Genomic DNA, 18756 nt, shown 5'->3' on the forward strand with positions numbered 1-18756 from the left:
TCCGTGACCAGTAACGATTATTTTTCTGAATTACTCTCAGACTTATGCTTCACTACGGCGGAGGATATCATAAACCTCTGCCTCACCGCCAAGATCTACAAACAGCTTCTGCTGCGGATGGGGAGCGCTTTCTACGGAATTGCCCTCCTCATCATAGATAGCTTTTACAGGAACCAGAAGATTGGTTCCATCCGGTTTCATGATCTCGATCATCTCTCCTACTGTAAACTTGTTTCTCTGTGTAATCTGCACATAGCCTCTCTCATCTACAGCTTCTGCAAATCCCAGATACGTATACCCCTTCTCATAGGTATTATTGTCATAGATCTGTGCTTCCTCGCTTGGTTTGCCATAAAAGAAGCCAGTTGTAAATTTACGGTAAGTGCAGCCTGCGATCTGCTCCTGATACCAGGACATGTTTGCCTGATATTTGGCCGGATCTTCCAGATAATCATCAATAGCCTTGCGGTAAGTACGTGCGACAGTTGCTACATAAAGAGCTGTCTTCATACGACCCTCGATCTTCAAACTGTCGATTCCGCTTGTGAGAATGTCATCCATGTGCTCGATCATGCAAAGATCCTTGGAATTGAAAATGTAAGTACCACGCTCATTCTCATAAACCGGCATATACTCTCCGGGTCTCGACTCTTCCACAATGGAATATTTCCAACGGCACGGATGTGTGCAGGATCCCTGATTGGCATCTCTTCCTACCAGGAAATTGCTGAGAAGACAGCGTCCGGAATAGGAAATACACATCGCTCCGTGAATGAAAGTCTCAATCTCCATATCATCTGGAATATTGGCACGGATCTGGCGAATCTCTTCTAAAGAAAGCTCACGGGCAGTTACCACACGCTTCGCTCCAAGCTTGTACCAGAAGCGATAGGTTTCGTAATTAGTGTTATTTGCCTGGGTACTGATATGACGCTCAATCTCCGGACAGATTTCCTTGGCATAGGTAAAAATACCAGGATCAGCGATGATCAAGGCGTCCGGTTTTAATTCCTTAAGCTCTTTCAAGTACTCTCTTACACCAGCCAGATCATAGTTATGCGCAAGAATATTCACTGTCACATAGACTTTTACACCATGCTCATGGGCAAATGCAATTCCCTGCGCCATCTCTTCTTTTGAAAAATTGCGGGCCTTGGCACGAAGCCCAAAAGCCTCTCCTCCGATATAAACAGCGTCTGCTCCGAAAACCGTGGCAATCTTCAGAACCTCAAGACTGCTTGCCGGAACTAATAATTCTGGTTTACGCATATGACTCCTCTTTCTTTACACTGATGGAGGCTCCGTCTCCTAACGGAAGGATGGAGGTCTCCAGCAGCGGATTGTGCTTCAGTTCATAGAGATACTGACGCATACGCTTATAAATGGTACGATTGCGTCTCTCTACAAGATAATGGGATTCGATAATGTCCCCTTCTTGAAGAACATTATCAGAAACAAGAACGCTGCCCTTATGCATTAATCGAAGCACATCCGGCAGCCAGTTCATATACTGCCCCTTGGCAGCATCCATAAAAATAAGATCATAAGTTCCAGTAAGTTCTTTCAGGATCTCTCCTGCATCCCCGGTAAGGAACTCTATCTGGGATTCCCGTCCTGCCTTCCTGAAATTCTCTCTGGCAATAGGGATCCTTTTTTCATAATTCTCAATTGTTGTTATTTTCAGATTCTCAGGTCCATATTCGCACATCAGCAGAGTGGAAAAACCTACTGCCGTTCCGACCTCCAGTATTTTCATCGGCCGGGTTGCTGCAAGAAACATTTTCAGAAAGCTCTGCATTTCCTTGCGGATAATGGGAACCCTTCCTGCAAGTGCTTCTTTTTCCAGTTCTTCCAGAAAAGGAGTATTCCCCATATCAAGAGAATTGATGTAAGTGCGCATTCTCTCCTCTACGATCACTGTCCGGACTCTCCTTCCCCTGCAGTTCCATCAGCTGCCTGAGTATCTGCTGTACCATCTGCACTCTGGGTATCAGCTGTATCAGTTCCTGCATCTGTAGTCTGAGTATCTGTCTGGGCCGCTGTATCAGCTGCTGTGGCACTATCCTGCGTAACACCAGTCTGCTCCTCATCACCAGCAAGAATACCCATAATACGTGTAGGAGTGTAAGCTGTACTTAACAGATAAGTTCCAGCCTGCATCTGTCCCTTATATGTAGAAAGTTTCTCCTGTGCAAAGAACACCAGACTGTCGTCGATCAGTCCCTTGCTTTTCAGGATCTTGGCTACATCATACGTGGATGAGCCTTCCGGAATCACAACTGTCACTTCCTGACCTGCTCCCGGGCTGACTGCCTGCTGGTTAAAAACATTGTAGCCAAACTGATAGGCCGACTTGCCAATCCAGAAAATCAGCACTGCAACACAGACGTAAAAAGCAGTACGAAAAATTCCACCAGCTACAAAAAGCCCTGCTTTTCCCACCTGATCTCTTGTATTACCCATGTTTCCTCCTTATAACTCAGGAATGTCCAGATTAATTCCCTCTGTAAGTGTCCTGCATATCTTCTGCATAAGTTTACAAAGAGCAAGCTCCGCATCAAGAAATGCGTTTACAAGGGGATCTCTGCGCAGCTCCCTGGATTCTCTGTTGAGCTGCTCCGTTCCCCGGAACAGCTCATCTCTGTTTGCTTCATTCTGTAGTCTGAAATTGTTTCCTCTGAATGCATTCACACGGTCCATAAGCTCCGGGTTCTCCTTCAGAAGATCTCTGTATTTCTCAAATTCCTGATATTCTTCACTGTTCTGTACAGCTGCAAGAAGTGCATCTATACAGTCTTTTATCTCGTTCATCGCGCCTCTGCTTATGCCTCCATAATGATTGGAAGGATCATCGGACTTCTCTTGGTACGTTTCCATACGTAGTCGCTGAGTGCATCCTTCACTGCTGCCTTAATCTTACTCCAGTCTGTGATACCTTTATCCAGACATCCGTCAAGAGCCAGCTCCACCACTTCTCTTGCATGATCCATAAGGTCTTCTGACTCTCTTACATACACAAAACCTCTGGAAACAATATCCGGTCCTGCCAGTACCACATTGCTGTATCTCTCTAATGTCATGACAACAATCATAATACCATCTTCGGAAAGATGCTGTCTGTCGCGAAGTACAATATTACCAACATCTCCGACTCCAAGACCGTCTACAAGAATTGCACCTGTGTGTACGGAACCAGTAACAGCCGCACTATTCTCATCAATCTCCAGAACATTTCCGGATTTCAGAATAAAAATATTGTCCTTGGAATATCCAAGTTCCTCTGCAACAAGCTTCTGGGCAGTCAGATGACGATATTCACCATGTACCGGAATTGCATATTTCGGCTTCACAAGGGAGTAGATCAGCTTAATCTCCTCCTGGCAGGCATGTCCGGATACATGTGCATCCTGGAAAATAACCTTTGCACCTTTCATGGAAAGCTCGTTGATAACCTTGGATACAGCCTTCTCATTACCTGGAATCGGATGAGAGCTGAAAATAATTGCATCATTAGGTTTAATGGTAATCTTCTTGTGGATATTAGCAGCCATACGGGAAAGAGCAGCCATGGACTCGCCCTGACTTCCTGTAGTGATCAGAACAAGCTGCTCATCCGGATAGTTCTTTACCTGGTCGATCTCGATCAGAGTCTGGTCAGGAACACGCAGATAGCCAAGTTCTGCGGCAGTGGTAATAACATTTACCATACTGCGGCCTTCTACTGCCACTTTACGTCCAAAGCGGTATGCGGTATTGATGATCTGCTGTACACGGTCTACATTGGAAGCAAACGTTGCGATAATGATTCTTGCAGTCTTATATTCATTAAAAAGATTGTCAAAAACATGACCAACTGTGCGCTCAGACATGGTAAAGCCCGGACGTTCCGCATTTGTAGAATCACACATAAGGGCAAGAACGCCTTTTCGTCCGATTTCCGCAAATCTCTGCAGATCAATGGCATCTCCAAATACAGGGGTATAGTCCACCTTGAAGTCACCTGTGTGTACCACGATTCCCACAGGAGAATAAATAGCCAGTGCAGATGCATCCTGGATACTATGGTTCGTCTTAATAAATTCAATAGCAAAATCACCAAGATTGATCACCTGACCGTGTTTTACTTCTTTTAACTTGGTAGTCTTAGTCAGATTATGCTCTTTCAGCTTGTTGCTGATCAGCGCAAGAGTCAGTTTGGTGGAGTAGATCGGTGCATTTACTTCCTTCAGTACATATGGAAGCGCACCAATATGATCCTCATGACCATGGGTGATCACAAATCCTTTCACCTTGGAAATATTCTCTTTCAGGTAGGTAATATCCGGAATTACAAGATCGATTCCCGGCATATCATCTTCTGGAAAAGCAAGTCCGCAGTCTACTACCACTATACTGTCTTCATACTCAAAAGCTGTAATATTCATTCCAATCTGCTCCAGACCACCAAGTGGAATGATCTTCAGCTTGGAGCCATTGTTAGTTTTACGTGGTCTCTTTAAGGCAGGCTTGCCCTGACCGCGGAACTGAGGTTTATAATTCCCCTTAGTCTGCTTATCCTGTCCTTGTTTCTGACCATCTTTTCCTTCCTTTTTCGGCTGTGCCTTATATCTGTAATTTTTATGTCTGAAATTTGGTTTTCTTGTTCCGTTTCCGGCTGCCGGAGTCCTTTGCCCGTTGTTGTTCATTTCATTTTCCGTCTTCAATCAATCTATCCTCCATTTTGCGCACTTTATCCTCCAAACTCACGCTACCAGGATAAAGCGACTTTATTTTGTTTCGGCTGGTAACTGTTCAGTAACTTCACAGTTACACGCTTCACGATGCACAAAATAACATGCAAAGCATGATTTCGCATCACTGTTCACGATCTGCCCAGCAAATTATTACATTTCAAGATCTACGTCGTCCAACATCTGTTCAAATACTTTGGAAATTGCCACCAGTTCTTCATCATCTTCTACCATCTCATAGCTGGCTTCTTCGCTTCCCTCTTCTGAAACATCTTTCATAATATAGGCATTTGCCTCATCGTCCTGTGAATCGGAAACCAGAAGATAAGTGATTCCTGCAACTGTAGTCTGTTCTTCCACAAAAAATTCTATAATCCCATCCTCAGATTGAAATTTAATTTTCTCCATTATTTTCGTCCTTATTCATATTCATTCGGTCTAAGTATCCCTGTAAGATCAAAACCGCAGCCATCTGATCGAGAAACTGCTTCCTGTTCTCACGTCTGACACCGGTCTCCATCAAAGTACGCTCCGCTTCTGCCGTAGTCAGTCGTTCATCCCACATCACAACAGGCAGGCCAGTCCTCTTCTCCAGCTTTTCTTTAAACTCAAGAGATTTCACCGCCCGCTCGCCTACAGTATTATTCATGTTCTTCGGATATCCAAGTACAATACGCTCTACCTGATACTCCGAAATCAGTTCTTCAATCCGTGCCATCGTCTGGCGAAGCTTATTCTCCTGCTTGCGCCAGACAGTCTCCACACCTTGTGCGGTAAGTCCCAGTGGATCACTGACGGCAACGCCCACCGTCTTGGAACCGTAGTCTAATCCCATTAATCTCATAATCAGTATTCCCAGGATCTGTTCTTAATATACTCGGTCAGCAATTCCTCAACAAGTTCGTCACGCTCAACCTTCATGATCATGCTTCTGGCACCCTTATGGCTGGTGATATAAGTCGGATCACCGGACATAATATAACCTACGATCTGATTCACAGGATTATAGCCTTTTTCTTCCATTGCGTTGTAAACCAGGTCCAGGATTTCTTTTACTTCAAGCTCCTGATCTGGTTTTGTTCTGAAATATTGTGTACTTCCCAGATTATTTTCTGCCATTTTTCTCACGTCCTTACGATTATTTCTTTTTTATTTTAATATAATTACGTGTAAATTACAATCCTAATTTTGCATTGCCTGTCATTTCCGCAATTGTGTGGTTACTGGTCACGACCTGCCCAGTAACCCGCTTCGCGCTGAGATTCGCGGGTTTTCTGTGAACTTTGTTCACAAAAAACATCTCGCGGAACGTTACCAGTGAACAGTAATAATTATGTTACTGGCCACGCCCTACAGAACCTGTATTTCTTCTCCCTGCAGAATATGTGGCTGCAAAGTTTTTTCCACTTTCACCGCCAGAATATCATTTACACCGTATTCCTCCGTTTTCAGCACCGCCACTTTCACATATTCTCTGGAATGTCCCAGATAATACGCTTTTCCATCAATCTCCACTTCCTCCTCCAGAAGTACCTCCAGAGTCTTTCCAAGAAGAGAAATCTCATATTCTGCAGCACGCTTCTGGTGCAGCTCCAGCATTTTGTCACTTCTCACAGCTTTTTCTGCCTCTGTCAGCTGCCCGGGCATAGCCGCAGCCTTAGTTCCATGGCGACGGGAATATTTAAAAATGTGGGTTTCATAAAAATGAATATCTTTCACAAAATCATAAGAGGCCTGGAAATCCTCTTCTGTTTCCATTGGAAAGCCTACAATCACATCTGTTGTCAGCGCCGGATTTCCGAAATAATTGCGAAGAAGTTCACATCTTGCTTTATACTCCGCGCTTCTGTATCGTCTGTTCATTCTCTCCAAAGTCGTATCGCATCCGCTCTGCAGGGAAAGATGAAAATGAGGGCAGACTTTTGACATAGAAGACAGTTCTTTTGCAAATTCTTCTGTGACGATTCCCGGTTCCAGGGAGCCAAGGCGGATTCTCTGAATTCCTTCCACTTCATTTACTGCCTGAATAAGAGAAAGCAAAGTTTCTTTTTTGTCCTCAGGAAAATCCACTCCATAGGAACTGAGATGAATTCCTGTAAGCACCACTTCTTTGTAGCCAGCTTTGGCCAGCTTGTGCACTTCGTTTAAAATATTCTCTTTTTCCCTGCTTCGCACGCGGCCTCTTGCGTAGGGAATGATACAATAAGTGCAAAACTGGTTGCAGCCATCCTGCACCTTAATATAAGCACGTACATGCTCAGCTGTACGGCTGATTTCCAGTTCTTCATATTCCTTTGTCTGGTTAATCTTAATAATATGAGCCTGACGCTGGTGTTCTTTTTCAAATTCAGCCAGAACTTCCACAATATTTTTTTTCTGGTTATTTCCAAGTACCAGATCTACTGCTTCGTCCGTTTCCAGTTTTCCCTCGTCAGTCTGTACATAACATCCTGTTGCTACTACCACCGCATCCGGGTTCATCTTTTTCGCCTTGTGAAGCATCTGACGGGACTTACGGTCTGCAATATTTGTTACCGTACAGGTATTTATTACGTAAACATCAGCACCTGGTTCAAAAGGTACGATTTCATACCCTGCCTGTTCCAGAAGCTGCTGCATAGCTTCCAGCTCATAAGAGTTTACTTTACATCCAAGATTGTGTAATGCAACCTTTTTTTTCATTTTTTCCTCCAAAACTAGTACTGTCCACACCATGCAGGATAATTTCTCCGCGGTGCACAGAATTCATGCAAATACGTGATTTCGTGCCGCACTTCCCGGATCTTCTGTAAATTTCATTCACGAAAAGCATCCCGCGGAATATTACCAGTACACAGTAATGTTGTAAATTTTTTATACATTTTCACTAATTCTGCTGCCATTTTTTCTCTTTTTTCACCTTGACTTTTATCCTGCCTACAGGTAATATGAGTACTGTAAAGCAAACTACTAACAATCCAAGGGAGGTTATATCACAATGAAAACAGCAAAAATCTCACTTAACTCTATTGATAAAGTGAAAGCATTTGTAAACGAGATCAGCAAATTTGACTGCGACTTCGACCTGGTATCCGGAAGATATGTGATTGACGCTAAATCTATCATGGGTATCTTCAGCCTGGATTTATCCAAACCGATCGACCTCAATATCCATGCTGACGGAGCTGCTCTTGACAGCGTTATGGAAATCATCGACAAATATACAGTTGAATAATTAAATATTCGATTGTCAGAGGAACTGTTCACAGTTCCTCTTTTTGTTTTTTCGATGACTTCATGCAGTCTCTGAGTACTTTTCCACTTTTTTACTGGATTTCAATCACTTCTGCAGTGCTAAGTGCCGCTTCCATCAGTTCATCAATTTTCTCAGCCAGTTTCTCCTCTGACTTGCGGATCACATTCAGATTCGGCTTTGTAACCGGATGCTTTGCGACAAAAATAGTACAGCAATCTTCATATGGAAGAACAGAAGTGTCATAAGTTCCAATCTCCCAGGAACGCTCTACAATTTCCTGTTTATCAAACCCAATCACCGGACGATATACCGGTAATGTACACACTTCATTCGTTGCTGCAAGACTCTGCAGGGTCTGGCTTGCAACCTGTCCAATGCTTTCACCGGTAATAAGTCCAAGACAGTTATCCTTCTTTGCAAAATGCTCTGCAATTCTCATCATATAACGACGCATAATGATAGTAAGCTCATCATGTGGACACTGATCGTAAATGTACAGCTGAATGTCTGTGAAATTTACTACATGAAGCCTGATCGGTCCACTGTATTTTGCCACCAGCTTCGCCAGGTCCACAACCTTCTGTTTCGCACGCTCGCTGGTATACGGCGGAGCATGGAAATAAACGGCTTCAATCTTAACTCCTCGCTTTGCGATCATATATCCGGCCACTGGGCTGTCAATTCCGCCGGAAAGAAGCAGCATTGCCTTTCCATTGGTTCCAACCGGCATTCCGCCAGGTCCCTTGATGCTCTTGGAATATACATAAATTTTCTCACGGATCTCAACAGAAACGGTAAGTTCAGGCTGATGTACATCCACCTTTGCCTCCGGAAAAGCATCCAGAATGCTTTCACCGATTCTTGCACTTACTTCCATGGAATTTACCGGATAGGACTTCTTTGCACGTCTTGTATATACCTTGAAGGTGCCGTGATAATCCGGATGTACATTCTTCATGTACTCCACAACGTCAGAGCGCATCTGCTCAAATCCTTTGTCCTCGTAGATCACTACCGGACAGATATAAACAATACCGAATACTGTTTTTAATGCAGCTACAGCCTCCTCAAAATCGTATTCCTCCGGACAGAATACATAAACACGGCCCTGCTCCTTCACAACGCGGTAATCGCCCTCTATCTTAGAAAGAGCAATATTCATCTGCTTCACAAGGGCATCTTCAAACAGATATCGATTTTTACCCTTGATAGCTATTTCTGCGTATTTTATTAAAAATGCGTGAAATATCATTTGATTTCCTCCTGTTTCTTTATTTTATGCGGCTGCCGGACTTTCCCCGGCGCTGCATTTCATTCTTCTTTTCCTCACTGCATCAGTGTCTGGAATATCTCCGAAGCATAGGCAGTACCTGCCCGATCACTTCCAATGCATAATCCACTTCTTCAAATGTATTTTCCTCTGAAAAACTGAATCTCAGCGTACTTTCTCTTTGGGCTGCTTCCATTCCCATTGCACTTAAGGTTCCGGCAGCTTTTCTTTTGTGGCTGGAGCAGGCGCTTCCGGCTGAAACATAAATGCCTTTTTCTTCCAGAGTATGAAGCAGCACTTCGCTTCTCACGCCCAGAAAGCTGGCGCTTAAGATCTGAGGTGCACCTTCTCTTATCTCCATTCCGTTGAGACGAACATCAGGAAGTTTCAGAAAACCTTCTGCAAGGCGTTCCTTCAGCTGATACATATGCTCAATTTTCTTATCAAAATCCGTGTAGACCATCTTTGCAGCAACACCCAGTCCTGCAATTCCAGGTACATTATCTGTACCGGACCGCATACCGGCCTGCTGGCCGCCGCCTAAGATCTGAGGCTGAATCCTGGCTTTCTCATTGATATATAAAAATCCTACACCTTTAGGCCCGTGAATCTTATGGCTGCTCACAGAGAGCATATCAATTCCTGCCTTTTTGGGATAAATACGGTATTTTCCAAATGCCTGGATCGCATCTACATGATACAGAGCCTTCGGGCTTTTCTCATGAACCAGTTTTGCAATCTCTTCCACTGGCATCACAGCACCAACCTCATTGTTTACATACATAGTAGATACCAGAATCGTATCCGGGCGCAAAGCTTTCTCTAACGCCTCCAGCTGAACCACACCCCTGTGATCTACAGGAACTATCGTCACCTCATATCCCATCTGTTCCAGGCGCTCTGCAGGCTGTCCTACAGCTGCATGCTCCACTGAAGTGGTGATAATATGGTTTCCGCTTCTTTTATTTGCATCCGCTCCGCCAAACAAGGCCAGATTATTTGACTCTGTTCCGCCAGAGGTGAAAATGATTTCTTTTTCATTTACCTTGAGAATTTTGGCAAGTATCTGTGCAGCTTCACGGACATACTTTTCCGCTTCCACACCTTTTAAATGCATGGCAGAAGGATTTCCAAAATCCTCTGTCATTGTTTTTACTACAATCTCTGCCACCTCAGGATAACATCTTGTGGTAGCAGAGTTATCAAAATATGCTTCCATTTCTTACTTTTCCTCTTTTTTCCAGAGCATGTTAAAAAAAGGCTTTCTGCAAGATGTGCATCACAATTTGCGGAAGCCTTTACCCGGATAAGGGCGCAGCAGCGAGCTGCGGCAGCCGAATTCAGGTGAAGCATACCGCAAAGTGGGGCGTGCAGATTGCTGAAATGATTTTTCAAACAGGCTCTGGCACGTCTTGCAGATTGCTAAAATATTTTTAAACAGACTCAAGCGTATACATCAGAATAGACAGCATGGTCATACCTGCTGTCTCTGTGCGCAGGATTCTTTTTCCCAGGGTCACCGGTTTCCCTCCGGCTTCCATGGCATCTCTCACTTCTTCCTCCTCAAAACCGCCTTCCGGGCCAATAAAAATCCCCACAGATTGTCCAGGCTGAATTGCCGCCAGGATTTCCCGGGTCTCTTTCATACCTTGGGCAAGCTCATAAGGAATCAGAACCACATCCAGTCCTTTTGCAAAGGCAAGTGCTTCTTTCCAGTTCATTACATTTTTCACTTCCGGGATCAGCATACGCTTAGACTGCTTGGCTGCACTCTCGGAAATCTGCTGCCATCTGCTAACCTTCTTCTGCGCTTTCTTTGCATCCAGCTTCACCACACATCTCCTTGTTTCAACCGGAACAACAGCGTAGGCGCCAAGTTCCACAGCCTTCTGAATGATCAGTTCCATCTTATCCCCTTTGGGAAGTCCCTGGAACAAATAAATCCGGCTTGGGAGTTCATACTGGGATTCCTGTGCATCAAGGATATGGAGAACTGCGCTGTCCTCCTGAAATTCTTCTATGGTACAGTGATATTCCTTCTCACTGCCATCGCTGATCCACACATCCTCACCAATGCGCATGCGCAGAACATTTTTCATATGGTTCAGATCCGGACCTGTAAGAGTGATCCTGTGTTCTTCCTCCAGGACCTGATAAGGCTCCACAAAAAAGCGCTGCATAATTATTCCTTTCTGGCTGTGACAGATACCCATTCTCCCTGATGGGTTACCTCAACCAGCTGAAGCCCGGCGTCTTTCACTGCCTTTACCACTACTTCTTCTTTCACATCCAGAATTCCAGAGGTAATATAGTAAGCACCCTTTTTCATCTGATTTACGATAACCGGTGTGAGAGGCACCAGTACATCTGCCAGGATATTAGCCGTTACAATGTCATATTTCTCATATCCAACAGTATCCTGAACTTCTTTATCATCAATGATATTTCCAATGAGCATGTCAAAAGTCTCATCCTTAATATCGTTAGCTTCTTTATTGTCAGCCACTGCCGGAATTGCACAGGGATCAAGGTCAGTTCCCACAACATGAGCAGCGCCCAGCTTCAAGCTACAATTCCAAGAATACCGCTTCCGGTTCCAACATCCAGCATCTGGGTGTCTTTTGTCACAAATTTCTTCAGCTGACGAATTACCAGCTGGGTTGTCTCGTGCATACCAGTTCCAAAAGCTGTACCTGGATCAATGTGAAGGATCATCTTATCTTTATCTTCTTCCTTCACTTCTTCCCAGGATGGAACAATAAGAATGTCATCTACATAGAACTGATGGAAATATTCTTTCCAGTTATTGATCCAGTCTTTGTCCTCTGTCTGGGATTCTGTGATGGTGCCTTCGCCGATATCCATGTATCCGCGTACTTCTTCAAGGACAGCACGTACTCTCTCGAGAACAGGCGCAGTTTCTGTGTCCTCTTCCAGATAAAAATTCAGATAGGCGATTCCATCATCCGCTGGACCTTCCGGCATAATATCCACAAACATCTGCTCTTTATCTGTCTCGGTAAGGGGCTGTTTGTCCTGAATCTCTACGCCCTCAACTCCAACGTCTGCAAGGGCAGAGATGATAACGTCTTCTGCTTCTGTTTTTGTTTTGATGGTAAAGCGATTCCACTTCATACTATTTCTCCAATCTTTTTATTGAAAGCTGTTTCTTCATAATCACAATATGGTATTTTTTAACATCTTGCGAAACGGTTGTTATCTGTTACTTTATTCTGATTTTTCAATTCACCTGACCAATTACTGGTTTTTTATGTCCATGTTACTTCTTTTTATGTGCAAAAACATGCACAACCCACTTATGTCGCTGCCCTTTCTGATAAAATCTCCAGAAAAACTCTACCAGAAGCAACGCCGCTGCTGCATCCACAATGTAATGCTGCTTCAGCACCTGGGTAGAGATAATGATCAGAATTGCAAATACCAGAGAAAATCTCTGATACCATTTCGGCACCTTCTCTGAGCCTTCCACACCTTTCCAGCACATCCAGCTCACATAGCAGTGGATAGAGGGAAACAAATTAGAAGGACTGTTCCCGCCATCCAGGGAATATACCAGAGCGAGAATCTTTTCCGAAAGGGTATTTCCTGGGATCTCCGGTCTTATATTGGTGGTCGGTATTAAAATAAAGCAGATAAAGCAAATAAAATGTATGGTCAGATCTGTGGCAACAAACCGGTAAAACATATCCTTACCACGCCTTGCCGCCAGCAAATACCCCACCGCCCAGAATGGAAATGCCAGAATATAAAACCACACAAATACAGGCAGTAAAGGAACTTCCCTGTCAAATGCCATCGTAAAATCAAAGTGATACCTGCCAGCTGTAAGCGCACTGCTTCCCCAGTAAATCAGACAATTCACTGCCATGATGGTCACAAGAGGTACAATAGACCACAGGGGGATATATCGGTTTAACAAATCTCTTTTCTTTGTTTTCAAGGCAAAACTCCTTTCCGGACTCTTGCGATGTTACTGCTCATTTCCTGACCAGCAGCACGGACAGTAACGTTGCGGCTACCCTTTAATATACAATAAGTAACAAAAAAAGAAAAGAGGATATCTCCCCTTTTCTTTATTCTTTTATGGAAAAACTGATTTTTTACTCTTCAAAGGTCTCTTTTAATTTGTCCATGAAGCTTTTTTTCTTCTTTTCGGACTTTTCTGTGCTATCGCCGGCACTGCCTGCAGGACGATTGCCGCATGCCTCGTCAAATTTGCGGAGAGCTTCTTTCGCGTCCTCATTCAGGTTGGTTGGTACCTGAACAACCAGAGTTACGTAGTGATCACCGCGAACATTCTTGTTTCGAAGGGACGGAACACCTTTTCCCTTCAGACGGATTCTGGTATCTGTCTGAGTTCCTGGTTTCACTTCATAGAGAACTTCTCCATCTACTGTATTCAGTTTGACTTCGCCGCCAAGCGCTGCCTGTGCATAAGTAATCGGTGCAGTAGAGTAAATATTCATATCCTGTCTCTGGAAAATCGGATGGCGTGCTACATTTACTTCTACCAGCAGATCGCCTCTCGGACCTCCATTTGTGCCAGGTTCACCTTTATCACGGATACGGATACTCTGACCATTGTCAATACCAGCTGGAATAGATACCTTAATTTTTTTGCGATTGGAAATGTAGCCGGTACCACGGCAATCCGGACATTTATCTTTGATAATTTTGCCAGTACCATGACAATCCGGACACACCTGAACGTTACGAACCATGCCAAACATGGACTGCTGGGTGTAAACGATCTGTCCTTCACCATTACATTTCGGACAGGTAACCGGTGAGGTACCAGCCTTAGCTCCAGAACCGTGACAGGAAGTACATTCATCTTTCAGAGTAATCTCAAGTTCTTTCTCACAGCCAAATACAGCATCCTCAAAGGTGATATTCACGCGTGCACGCAGGTTTGCACCCTTCATAGGTCCATTATTGGCACGTCTGCGGCTTCCGCCGCCTCCAAACAGATCTCCGAAAATATCTCCGAAGATATCACCCATGTCTGCGCCGGAGAAATCAAAGCCGCCGAAACCGCCTGCTCCGCCACCGCCGCCGTTTTCAAAAGCGGCATGACCAAACTGATCATACTGTCTTCTCTTGTCCGGGTCACTTAAGACGCTGTAAGCCTCTGTTGCCTCTTTGAATTTCGCTTCAGCTTCCTTATCTCCCGGATTTACATCGGGATGATACTTCTTGGCAAGCTGACGATATGCTTTTTTTAATGTAGCGTCATCGGCGCTCTTATCAACGCCTAAGACTTCATAGTAATCTCTTTTATCAGCCATGATTTCTTTTCCTAACTTTTTGTATTTGGTTATCTTATGGACGACGCCAGCGGCGCAATTCCTGTAATATGTCTTTCACCACCACTGCCCGGTCATGAATCATGACCGGGCTGTAGTTTCATGTTCCGAAATATTGGAACTTATTATTCAATTAAACCTCTTTGTAGTCAGCATCTACAACATCATCGCCGTAACCTGCCTCGTTACCGCCCTGGGAAGTTCCTCCCATGTCCGGTCCCGGGCCTGCCTGACCAGCACCGCCCTGTGGGTTCTGTGCTTCATACATCTTTGCGAAAAGCTTCTGAGCACTTTCCATCATCTTCTCCTGAGCAGCTTGATCTCAGCGACCTGAGCATCTCCGATCTCATCTGTATTTGCATATTTAGCAGGATATCTTTTAATGCATTTAAGTCAGCCTCTACGGAAGCTTTGTCATTTGCATCCAGTTTATCACCAGCTTCTTTCAGTGCATTCTCAACCTGGAATACCATGGAGTCTGCATTGTTCTTTGTATCAATTGCCTCTTTACGTTTCTTATCCTGAGCTTCGAACTCAGCAGCTTCTTTAACAGCCTTGTCAATATCAGACTCGGACATGTTAGAACCAGCTGTGATTGTAATGTGCTGCTCTTTACCTGTTCCAAGATCCTTAGCAGATACATTTACAATACCGTTGGCATCGATATCGAATGTAACCTCAATCTGCGGAACACCACGACGTGCTGGTGGGATTCCATCCAGACGGAACTGTCCAAGGGACTTGTTGTCTTTCGCGAACTGACGCTCGCCCTGTAATACATTGATATCTACAGCGGTCTGATTATCAGCTGCTGTGGAGAAAATCTGGCTCTTCTTGGTCGGAATAGTTGTATTTCTCTCGATCAGACGTGTTGCAATACCACCCATTGTCTCGATGGACAGGGAAAGTGGAGTAACATCAAGAAGAAGGATGTCACCTGCACCAGCCTCACCGGAAAGCTTACCACCCTGGATAGAAGCACCAAGTGCAACACACTCATCTGGGTTCAAGGCCTTGCTTGGCTCTTTGCCAGTTAACTGTCTTACTTTATCCTGTACAGCCGGGATACGTGTAGATCCACCAACCAGAAGCACCTGTCCAAGATCAGAAGCAGTAAGACCTGCATCAGAAAGTGCACGGCGAACCGGCTCTGCTGTTTTCTCAACAAGATCATGTGTAAGTTCGTCAAATTTAGCTCTTGTAAGGTTCATATCAAAATGCTTCGGTCCTTCAGCTGTTGCTGTGATGAATGGCAGGTTGATATTGGTTGTTGTTGCGGAAGAAAGCTCTTTCTTAGCTTTCTCAGCAGCTTCTTTCAGTCTCTGAAGAGCCATCTTATCGTTGCTTAAGTCAACGCCCTCTGTTCTCTTGAACTCAGAAAGCATATAGTCTGTAATTCTCTGGTCAAAGTCATCACCACCAAGACGGTTGTTACCAGCTGTTGCCAGAACTTCGATAACGCCATCACCAATCTCAATAATGGAAACATCGAATGTACCACCACCAAGGTCATAAACCATGATCTTCTGCTCTTTCTCATTGTCAAGACCATATGCAAGAGCTGCTGCTGTAGGCTCGTTGATGATACGTTTTACATCGAGACCTGCAATCTTACCAGCATCCTTGGTTGCCTGACGCTGAGCATCATTGAAATATGCCGGAACAGTGATAACTGCTTCTGTAACAGACTCTCCAAGGTATCCTTCAGCGTCTTTTTTCAGTTTCTGAAGAATCATAGCGGAAATTTCCTGTGGGGAATATTTCTTATCATCAATTGTTACACGGTAATCTGTACCCATCTCTCTCTTGATGGAAGAGATTGTTTTCTCTGCGTTTGTTACTGCCTGACGTTTTGCAGGCTCACCTACCAGACGCTCACCTGTCTTTGTGAATGCTACAACAGATGGTGTTGTTCTGGATCCTTCTGTATTTGCGATAACGGTTGGCTGTCCACCTTCCATAACAGCTACACAGCTGTTTGTTGTACCTAAGTCAATACCAATGATTTTTCCCATGATAATTTTCCTCCTGTTTAAAAATTCATGGTTGCTGTCCATTACACGAACAGTAACATTTATACTTTGTTTTTAGAAAATGTCGATGAAGTTTGATTCTCCAAGCTGCTTTCTGTTAATTAGCAACTTTTACCATACTGTGTCTTACAACGAAATCCTTGTAGGTATATCCCTTCTGAAATTCCTCTACGACGATGTTCTCGCCAACGGATTCGTCCTCCACATGCATCACTGCATTATGCAGATTCGGATCAAATTCCTTACCTACAGCTTCGATTGGCTTCACACCCATCTCATCAAAAGCTGTCATCATCTGCTTGTAGATCATCTTCATGCCTTCTGCAAATGGATCATCCTCCGGTGCCTGTGCAAGACCTCTTTCGAAGTTATCCACGATCGGAAGCATTTTTTCAACGATGTCCCTGGCGCCGATGATGTACATGCTGGATTTCTCTTTCTCCGTTCTTTTACGGTAGTTATCAAATTCAGCCATGCTGCGCTTCAGTCTGTCTGTAAGTTCCTCGACCTGCTGTTCGAATTTATCTTTCTCTTTTTTCTTCTTGCCGAAGAAAGAAGTTTTTGTCTTGGTTTCCGGTTCCTTCCGAGATTCTGCTTCCTGATCTGACTGCTCAGTTTCTTCTGTCTGTGCTGGTTCCTCGGAAGTCTCCTCTTCTGCTGTCTGGGCTGTATCTGCTGCCTCTTCTTCGCTTCCGTCTGTTACCGGAATGTCAACTGCTTCTTCCTGTACTTCGGCTTCTTTATTCATTTCTTCTGACACGCTTTCAACCGCCTTTCTAGGTTTTCTTATTTACCATTTCGTCAAGCTGGACTTTTAATTTCTTTAAGCTGTCCACTACATTCTCGTAATCCATTCGCTTGGGACCGATGATTCCAATAGTTCCACGCATTCCATCTCCCAACTCGTAAGTAGCTGTGACCACACTGCAGTCTTTCATGGTACGTACCGGAACTTCATCCCCGATGTATACCTGAACTCCTGTGTTCTCCGGATCTCCCATTTCCTCACGGACCATATCCGCAAGTTCCTGCTTATCCTCGAAAGTGGAAATCAGCTCACTGGCTCTGGATGTATCTGCAAGCTCTGGATACTTAAATATGTTGGTTGCTCCCGATGTATATACTTTCATATCTTCTTCGTCCACGTGAATTGTAGCTGCAACTGCGTCCAGCACATCTGCAACCACACCGCTGTGGCTTCCCGCCTGTTCTTTCAATCTGGCGATCATGCCAGATTAATGTCCTGGATGGGTACACCGTTCAGGTTCGTGTTAAGAAGAAGATTCAGCTTCAGGATCGTCTGGTCATCCATCTCCTCATCAATATTGATGATCTGGTTCCGAATGACATTACCCTCACATACAACTACGGCAATCAGCTGCCGCTCATTGACTCGTGAAAGCTGAATGAACTTCAGGGTGCTTCCCTTATACTGGGGAACCGCAACCATAGCCGCATAATTGGTATTCGTGGCAAGAACCTTCGCCACCTGCTTGAGCACCTTATCCATCTTATCTGACTTCTCAATCATCAGATCACGGATTTCTGCGATCTCGGCTTCCTTCTCCCTGGTAAGCTCATCTACATAAAGGCGATAGCCTTTATCTGATGGAATTCTTCCGGCTGAGGTGTGGGGCTGTACGATGTAGCCCATATCCGTCAGGTCGGACATCTCATTTCGGATAGTAGCAGAGCTGACATTCAGATCCGGATATTTGGAAATAGTTCTGGAACCTACAGGCTCACCTGTTTCCATATAAGTTTTGATGATTGCTTTCAGTATTTTCCGTTTGCGCTCATCTAATACTTCATCCATGAAATATCTGCTCCTTCCTGAAAAGCAGACGGTCAAACCTGATTCTGATTTCCGTCTGGCTTCTTCGAATTCCTTTTGTTAGCACTCATCATTTAGGAGTGCTAACATCTATGTTCTTAAGATACACCTCAGTATTCCTTTTGTCAATATTTTTTACAAATTTTTTTCATCTTTTTTGATAGTTTTTACCCTATACTTTACCATTCTGGCTAAATTCTCCTTACTGCAATACTTTTTTTGGACAGCAAGGATACTATCAGGTATCTGCCAACGCAGTCTTATGTTTGCTGCCGCATAAATGAAAAAGATGCCTTGAGAAAATTTTCCCTGGCATCTTCTTTCCTA

The 18756-nt window shown here is 44.3% G+C and carries 16 protein-coding genes and 4 pseudogenes; 2 read left to right on the plus strand and 18 right to left on the minus strand.

Features of this window, described 5'->3' with window-relative positions; translation table 11 throughout:
* Nucleotides 1-42: 42 nt before the first annotated feature.
* The 9 genes from DW904_RS06150 to mtaB form a co-directional block, all read right to left on the minus strand.
* Entirely contained in the window at nucleotides 43-1269 is a 1227-nt protein-coding gene (locus DW904_RS06150) for a U32 family peptidase (RefSeq protein WP_118578538.1), read from the minus strand.
* On the minus strand, nucleotides 1262-1918 hold the full coding sequence (locus DW904_RS06155; protein WP_118578540.1) for an O-methyltransferase: 657 nt from the start codon (nucleotides 1916-1918) through the stop codon (nucleotides 1262-1264). The genes DW904_RS06150 and DW904_RS06155 overlap by 8 nt, the downstream gene beginning before the upstream one ends.
* Nucleotides 1915-2463 carry an endolytic transglycosylase MltG gene (locus DW904_RS06160; RefSeq protein WP_118578542.1) on the minus strand — a complete coding sequence of 183 codons (549 nt, stop codon included), beginning with the start codon at nucleotides 2461-2463 and terminating at the stop codon, nucleotides 1915-1917. Before DW904_RS06160 ends, DW904_RS06155 begins: the two co-directional genes overlap by 4 nt.
* Nucleotides 2464-2472: 9 nt before the next feature.
* Nucleotides 2473-2811 (minus strand): YlbF family regulator, encoded by a 339-nt coding sequence (locus DW904_RS06165; RefSeq protein WP_118578544.1) that lies wholly within the window; start codon nucleotides 2809-2811, stop codon nucleotides 2473-2475.
* Nucleotides 2812-2822: 11 nt separating this feature from the next.
* The gene (locus DW904_RS06170) at nucleotides 2823-4685 is read right to left on the minus strand and encodes a ribonuclease J (RefSeq protein ID WP_243110325.1); all 1863 of its coding nucleotides are present in this window, start codon (nucleotides 4683-4685) and stop codon (nucleotides 2823-2825) included.
* A 198-nt stretch (nucleotides 4686-4883) separates the two neighbouring features.
* Nucleotides 4884-5138 carry a DUF1292 domain-containing protein gene (locus DW904_RS06175; protein ID WP_118578546.1) on the minus strand — a complete coding sequence of 85 codons (255 nt, stop codon included), beginning with the start codon at nucleotides 5136-5138 and terminating at the stop codon, nucleotides 4884-4886.
* Nucleotides 5125-5574 carry a Holliday junction resolvase RuvX gene (ruvX, locus tag DW904_RS06180; RefSeq protein ID WP_118578548.1) on the minus strand — a complete coding sequence of 150 codons (450 nt, stop codon included), beginning with the start codon at nucleotides 5572-5574 and terminating at the stop codon, nucleotides 5125-5127. Before ruvX ends, DW904_RS06175 begins: the two co-directional genes overlap by 14 nt.
* Before the next feature lie 2 nt (nucleotides 5575-5576).
* Nucleotides 5577-5849, minus strand: coding sequence for an IreB family regulatory phosphoprotein (locus DW904_RS06185; protein ID WP_021925017.1), 273 nt, complete (start codon nucleotides 5847-5849; stop codon nucleotides 5577-5579).
* A gap of 231 nt (nucleotides 5850-6080) precedes the next feature.
* Nucleotides 6081-7412, minus strand: coding sequence for a tRNA (N(6)-L-threonylcarbamoyladenosine(37)-C(2))-methylthiotransferase MtaB (gene mtaB, locus DW904_RS06190; RefSeq protein ID WP_118578550.1), 1332 nt, complete (start codon nucleotides 7410-7412; stop codon nucleotides 6081-6083).
* Between the two features lie 295 nt (nucleotides 7413-7707).
* Between mtaB and DW904_RS06195 the strand changes: the two genes are divergently transcribed.
* Nucleotides 7708-7944 (plus strand): HPr family phosphocarrier protein, encoded by a 237-nt coding sequence (locus DW904_RS06195; RefSeq protein WP_021925019.1) that lies wholly within the window; start codon nucleotides 7708-7710, stop codon nucleotides 7942-7944.
* A 91-nt stretch (nucleotides 7945-8035) separates the two neighbouring features.
* Here DW904_RS06195 and thiI read toward each other — a convergent pair whose 3' ends face one another.
* Complete coding sequence (gene thiI, locus DW904_RS06200; RefSeq protein WP_118578552.1) at nucleotides 8036-9217, minus strand: tRNA uracil 4-sulfurtransferase ThiI; 1182 nt, start codon at nucleotides 9215-9217, stop codon at nucleotides 8036-8038.
* An 82-nt stretch (nucleotides 9218-9299) separates the two neighbouring features.
* Nucleotides 9300-10454: a cysteine desulfurase family protein gene (locus tag DW904_RS06205; protein WP_118578554.1), complete on the minus strand. Its 1155-nt coding sequence runs from the start codon at nucleotides 10452-10454 to the stop codon at nucleotides 9300-9302.
* Between the two features lie 47 nt (nucleotides 10455-10501).
* On the opposite strand from DW904_RS06205, the pseudogene DW904_RS25070 reads away from it, so the two are divergent.
* A pseudogene (locus DW904_RS25070) lies at nucleotides 10502-10672 on the plus strand (DUF6783 domain-containing protein); the annotation flags it as partial.
* Here the strand turns inward: DW904_RS25070 and DW904_RS06215 are convergent.
* From DW904_RS06215 to hrcA, 7 genes and pseudogenes are all read right to left on the minus strand, one after another.
* Nucleotides 10669-11415 (minus strand): 16S rRNA (uracil(1498)-N(3))-methyltransferase, encoded by a 747-nt coding sequence (locus DW904_RS06215; RefSeq protein WP_118578558.1) that lies wholly within the window; start codon nucleotides 11413-11415, stop codon nucleotides 10669-10671. The pseudogene DW904_RS25070 and the gene DW904_RS06215 overlap by 4 nt on opposite strands.
* A 2-nt stretch (nucleotides 11416-11417) precedes the next feature.
* Nucleotides 11418-12370: pseudogene (gene prmA, locus DW904_RS06220) on the minus strand (50S ribosomal protein L11 methyltransferase).
* Between the two features lie 145 nt (nucleotides 12371-12515).
* Complete coding sequence (locus tag DW904_RS06225) at nucleotides 12516-13196, minus strand: phosphatase PAP2 family protein (protein ID WP_226815525.1); 681 nt, start codon at nucleotides 13194-13196, stop codon at nucleotides 12516-12518.
* A 160-nt stretch (nucleotides 13197-13356) separates the two neighbouring features.
* The gene (gene dnaJ / locus DW904_RS06230; protein WP_118578560.1) at nucleotides 13357-14544 is read right to left on the minus strand and encodes a molecular chaperone DnaJ; all 1188 of its coding nucleotides are present in this window, start codon (nucleotides 14542-14544) and stop codon (nucleotides 13357-13359) included.
* 151 nt (nucleotides 14545-14695) lie between these two features.
* Nucleotides 14696-16577 (minus strand): annotated as a pseudogene (gene dnaK, locus DW904_RS06235) (molecular chaperone DnaK).
* Between the two features lie 115 nt (nucleotides 16578-16692).
* Nucleotides 16693-17355 (minus strand): nucleotide exchange factor GrpE, encoded by a 663-nt coding sequence (gene grpE, locus DW904_RS06240; RefSeq protein ID WP_243110321.1) that lies wholly within the window; start codon nucleotides 17353-17355, stop codon nucleotides 16693-16695.
* A gap of 16 nt (nucleotides 17356-17371) precedes the next feature.
* Nucleotides 17372-18411: pseudogene (gene hrcA, locus DW904_RS06245) on the minus strand (heat-inducible transcriptional repressor HrcA).
* Nucleotides 18412-18756: the final 345 nt, after the last annotated feature.

This window comes from Ruminococcus sp. AM42-11, from assembly GCF_003480145.1.
Classification (GTDB): domain Bacteria; phylum Bacillota; class Clostridia; order Lachnospirales; family Lachnospiraceae; genus Blautia_A; species Blautia_A faecis.

Bases quoted from the DNA above. Each gene is read 5' to 3' on its own strand.
- DW904_RS06150 (WP_118578538.1), bottom strand. From the start codon at position 1,269: ATGCGTAAACCAGAATTATTAGTTCCGGCAAGCAGTCTTGAGGTTCTG.
- DW904_RS06160 (WP_118578542.1), bottom strand. From the start codon at position 2,463: ATGGGTAATACAAGAGATCAGGTGGGAAAAGCAGGGCTTTTTGTAGCT.
- DW904_RS06165 (WP_118578544.1), bottom strand. From the start codon at position 2,811: ATGAACGAGATAAAAGACTGTATAGATGCACTTCTTGCAGCTGTACAG.
- DW904_RS06170 (WP_243110325.1), bottom strand. From the start codon at position 4,685: ATGAACAACAACGGGCAAAGGACTCCGGCAGCCGGAAACGGAACAAGA.
- DW904_RS06175 (WP_118578546.1), bottom strand. From the start codon at position 5,138: ATGGAGAAAATTAAATTTCAATCTGAGGATGGGATTATAGAATTTTTT.
- ruvX (WP_118578548.1), bottom strand. From the start codon at position 5,574: ATGAGATTAATGGGATTAGACTACGGTTCCAAGACGGTGGGCGTTGCC.
- DW904_RS06185 (WP_021925017.1), bottom strand. From the start codon at position 5,849: ATGGCAGAAAATAATCTGGGAAGTACACAATATTTCAGAACAAAACCA.
- mtaB (WP_118578550.1), bottom strand. From the start codon at position 7,412: ATGAAAAAAAAGGTTGCATTACACAATCTTGGATGTAAAGTAAACTCT.
- DW904_RS06195 (WP_021925019.1), top strand. From the start codon at position 7,708: ATGAAAACAGCAAAAATCTCACTTAACTCTATTGATAAAGTGAAAGCA.
- thiI (WP_118578552.1), bottom strand. From the start codon at position 9,217: ATGATATTTCACGCATTTTTAATAAAATACGCAGAAATAGCTATCAAG.
- DW904_RS06205 (WP_118578554.1), bottom strand. From the start codon at position 10,454: ATGGAAGCATATTTTGATAACTCTGCTACCACAAGATGTTATCCTGAG.
- DW904_RS06215 (WP_118578558.1), bottom strand. From the start codon at position 11,415: ATGCAGCGCTTTTTTGTGGAGCCTTATCAGGTCCTGGAGGAAGAACAC.
- dnaJ (WP_118578560.1), bottom strand. From the start codon at position 14,544: ATGGCTGATAAAAGAGATTACTATGAAGTCTTAGGCGTTGATAAGAGC.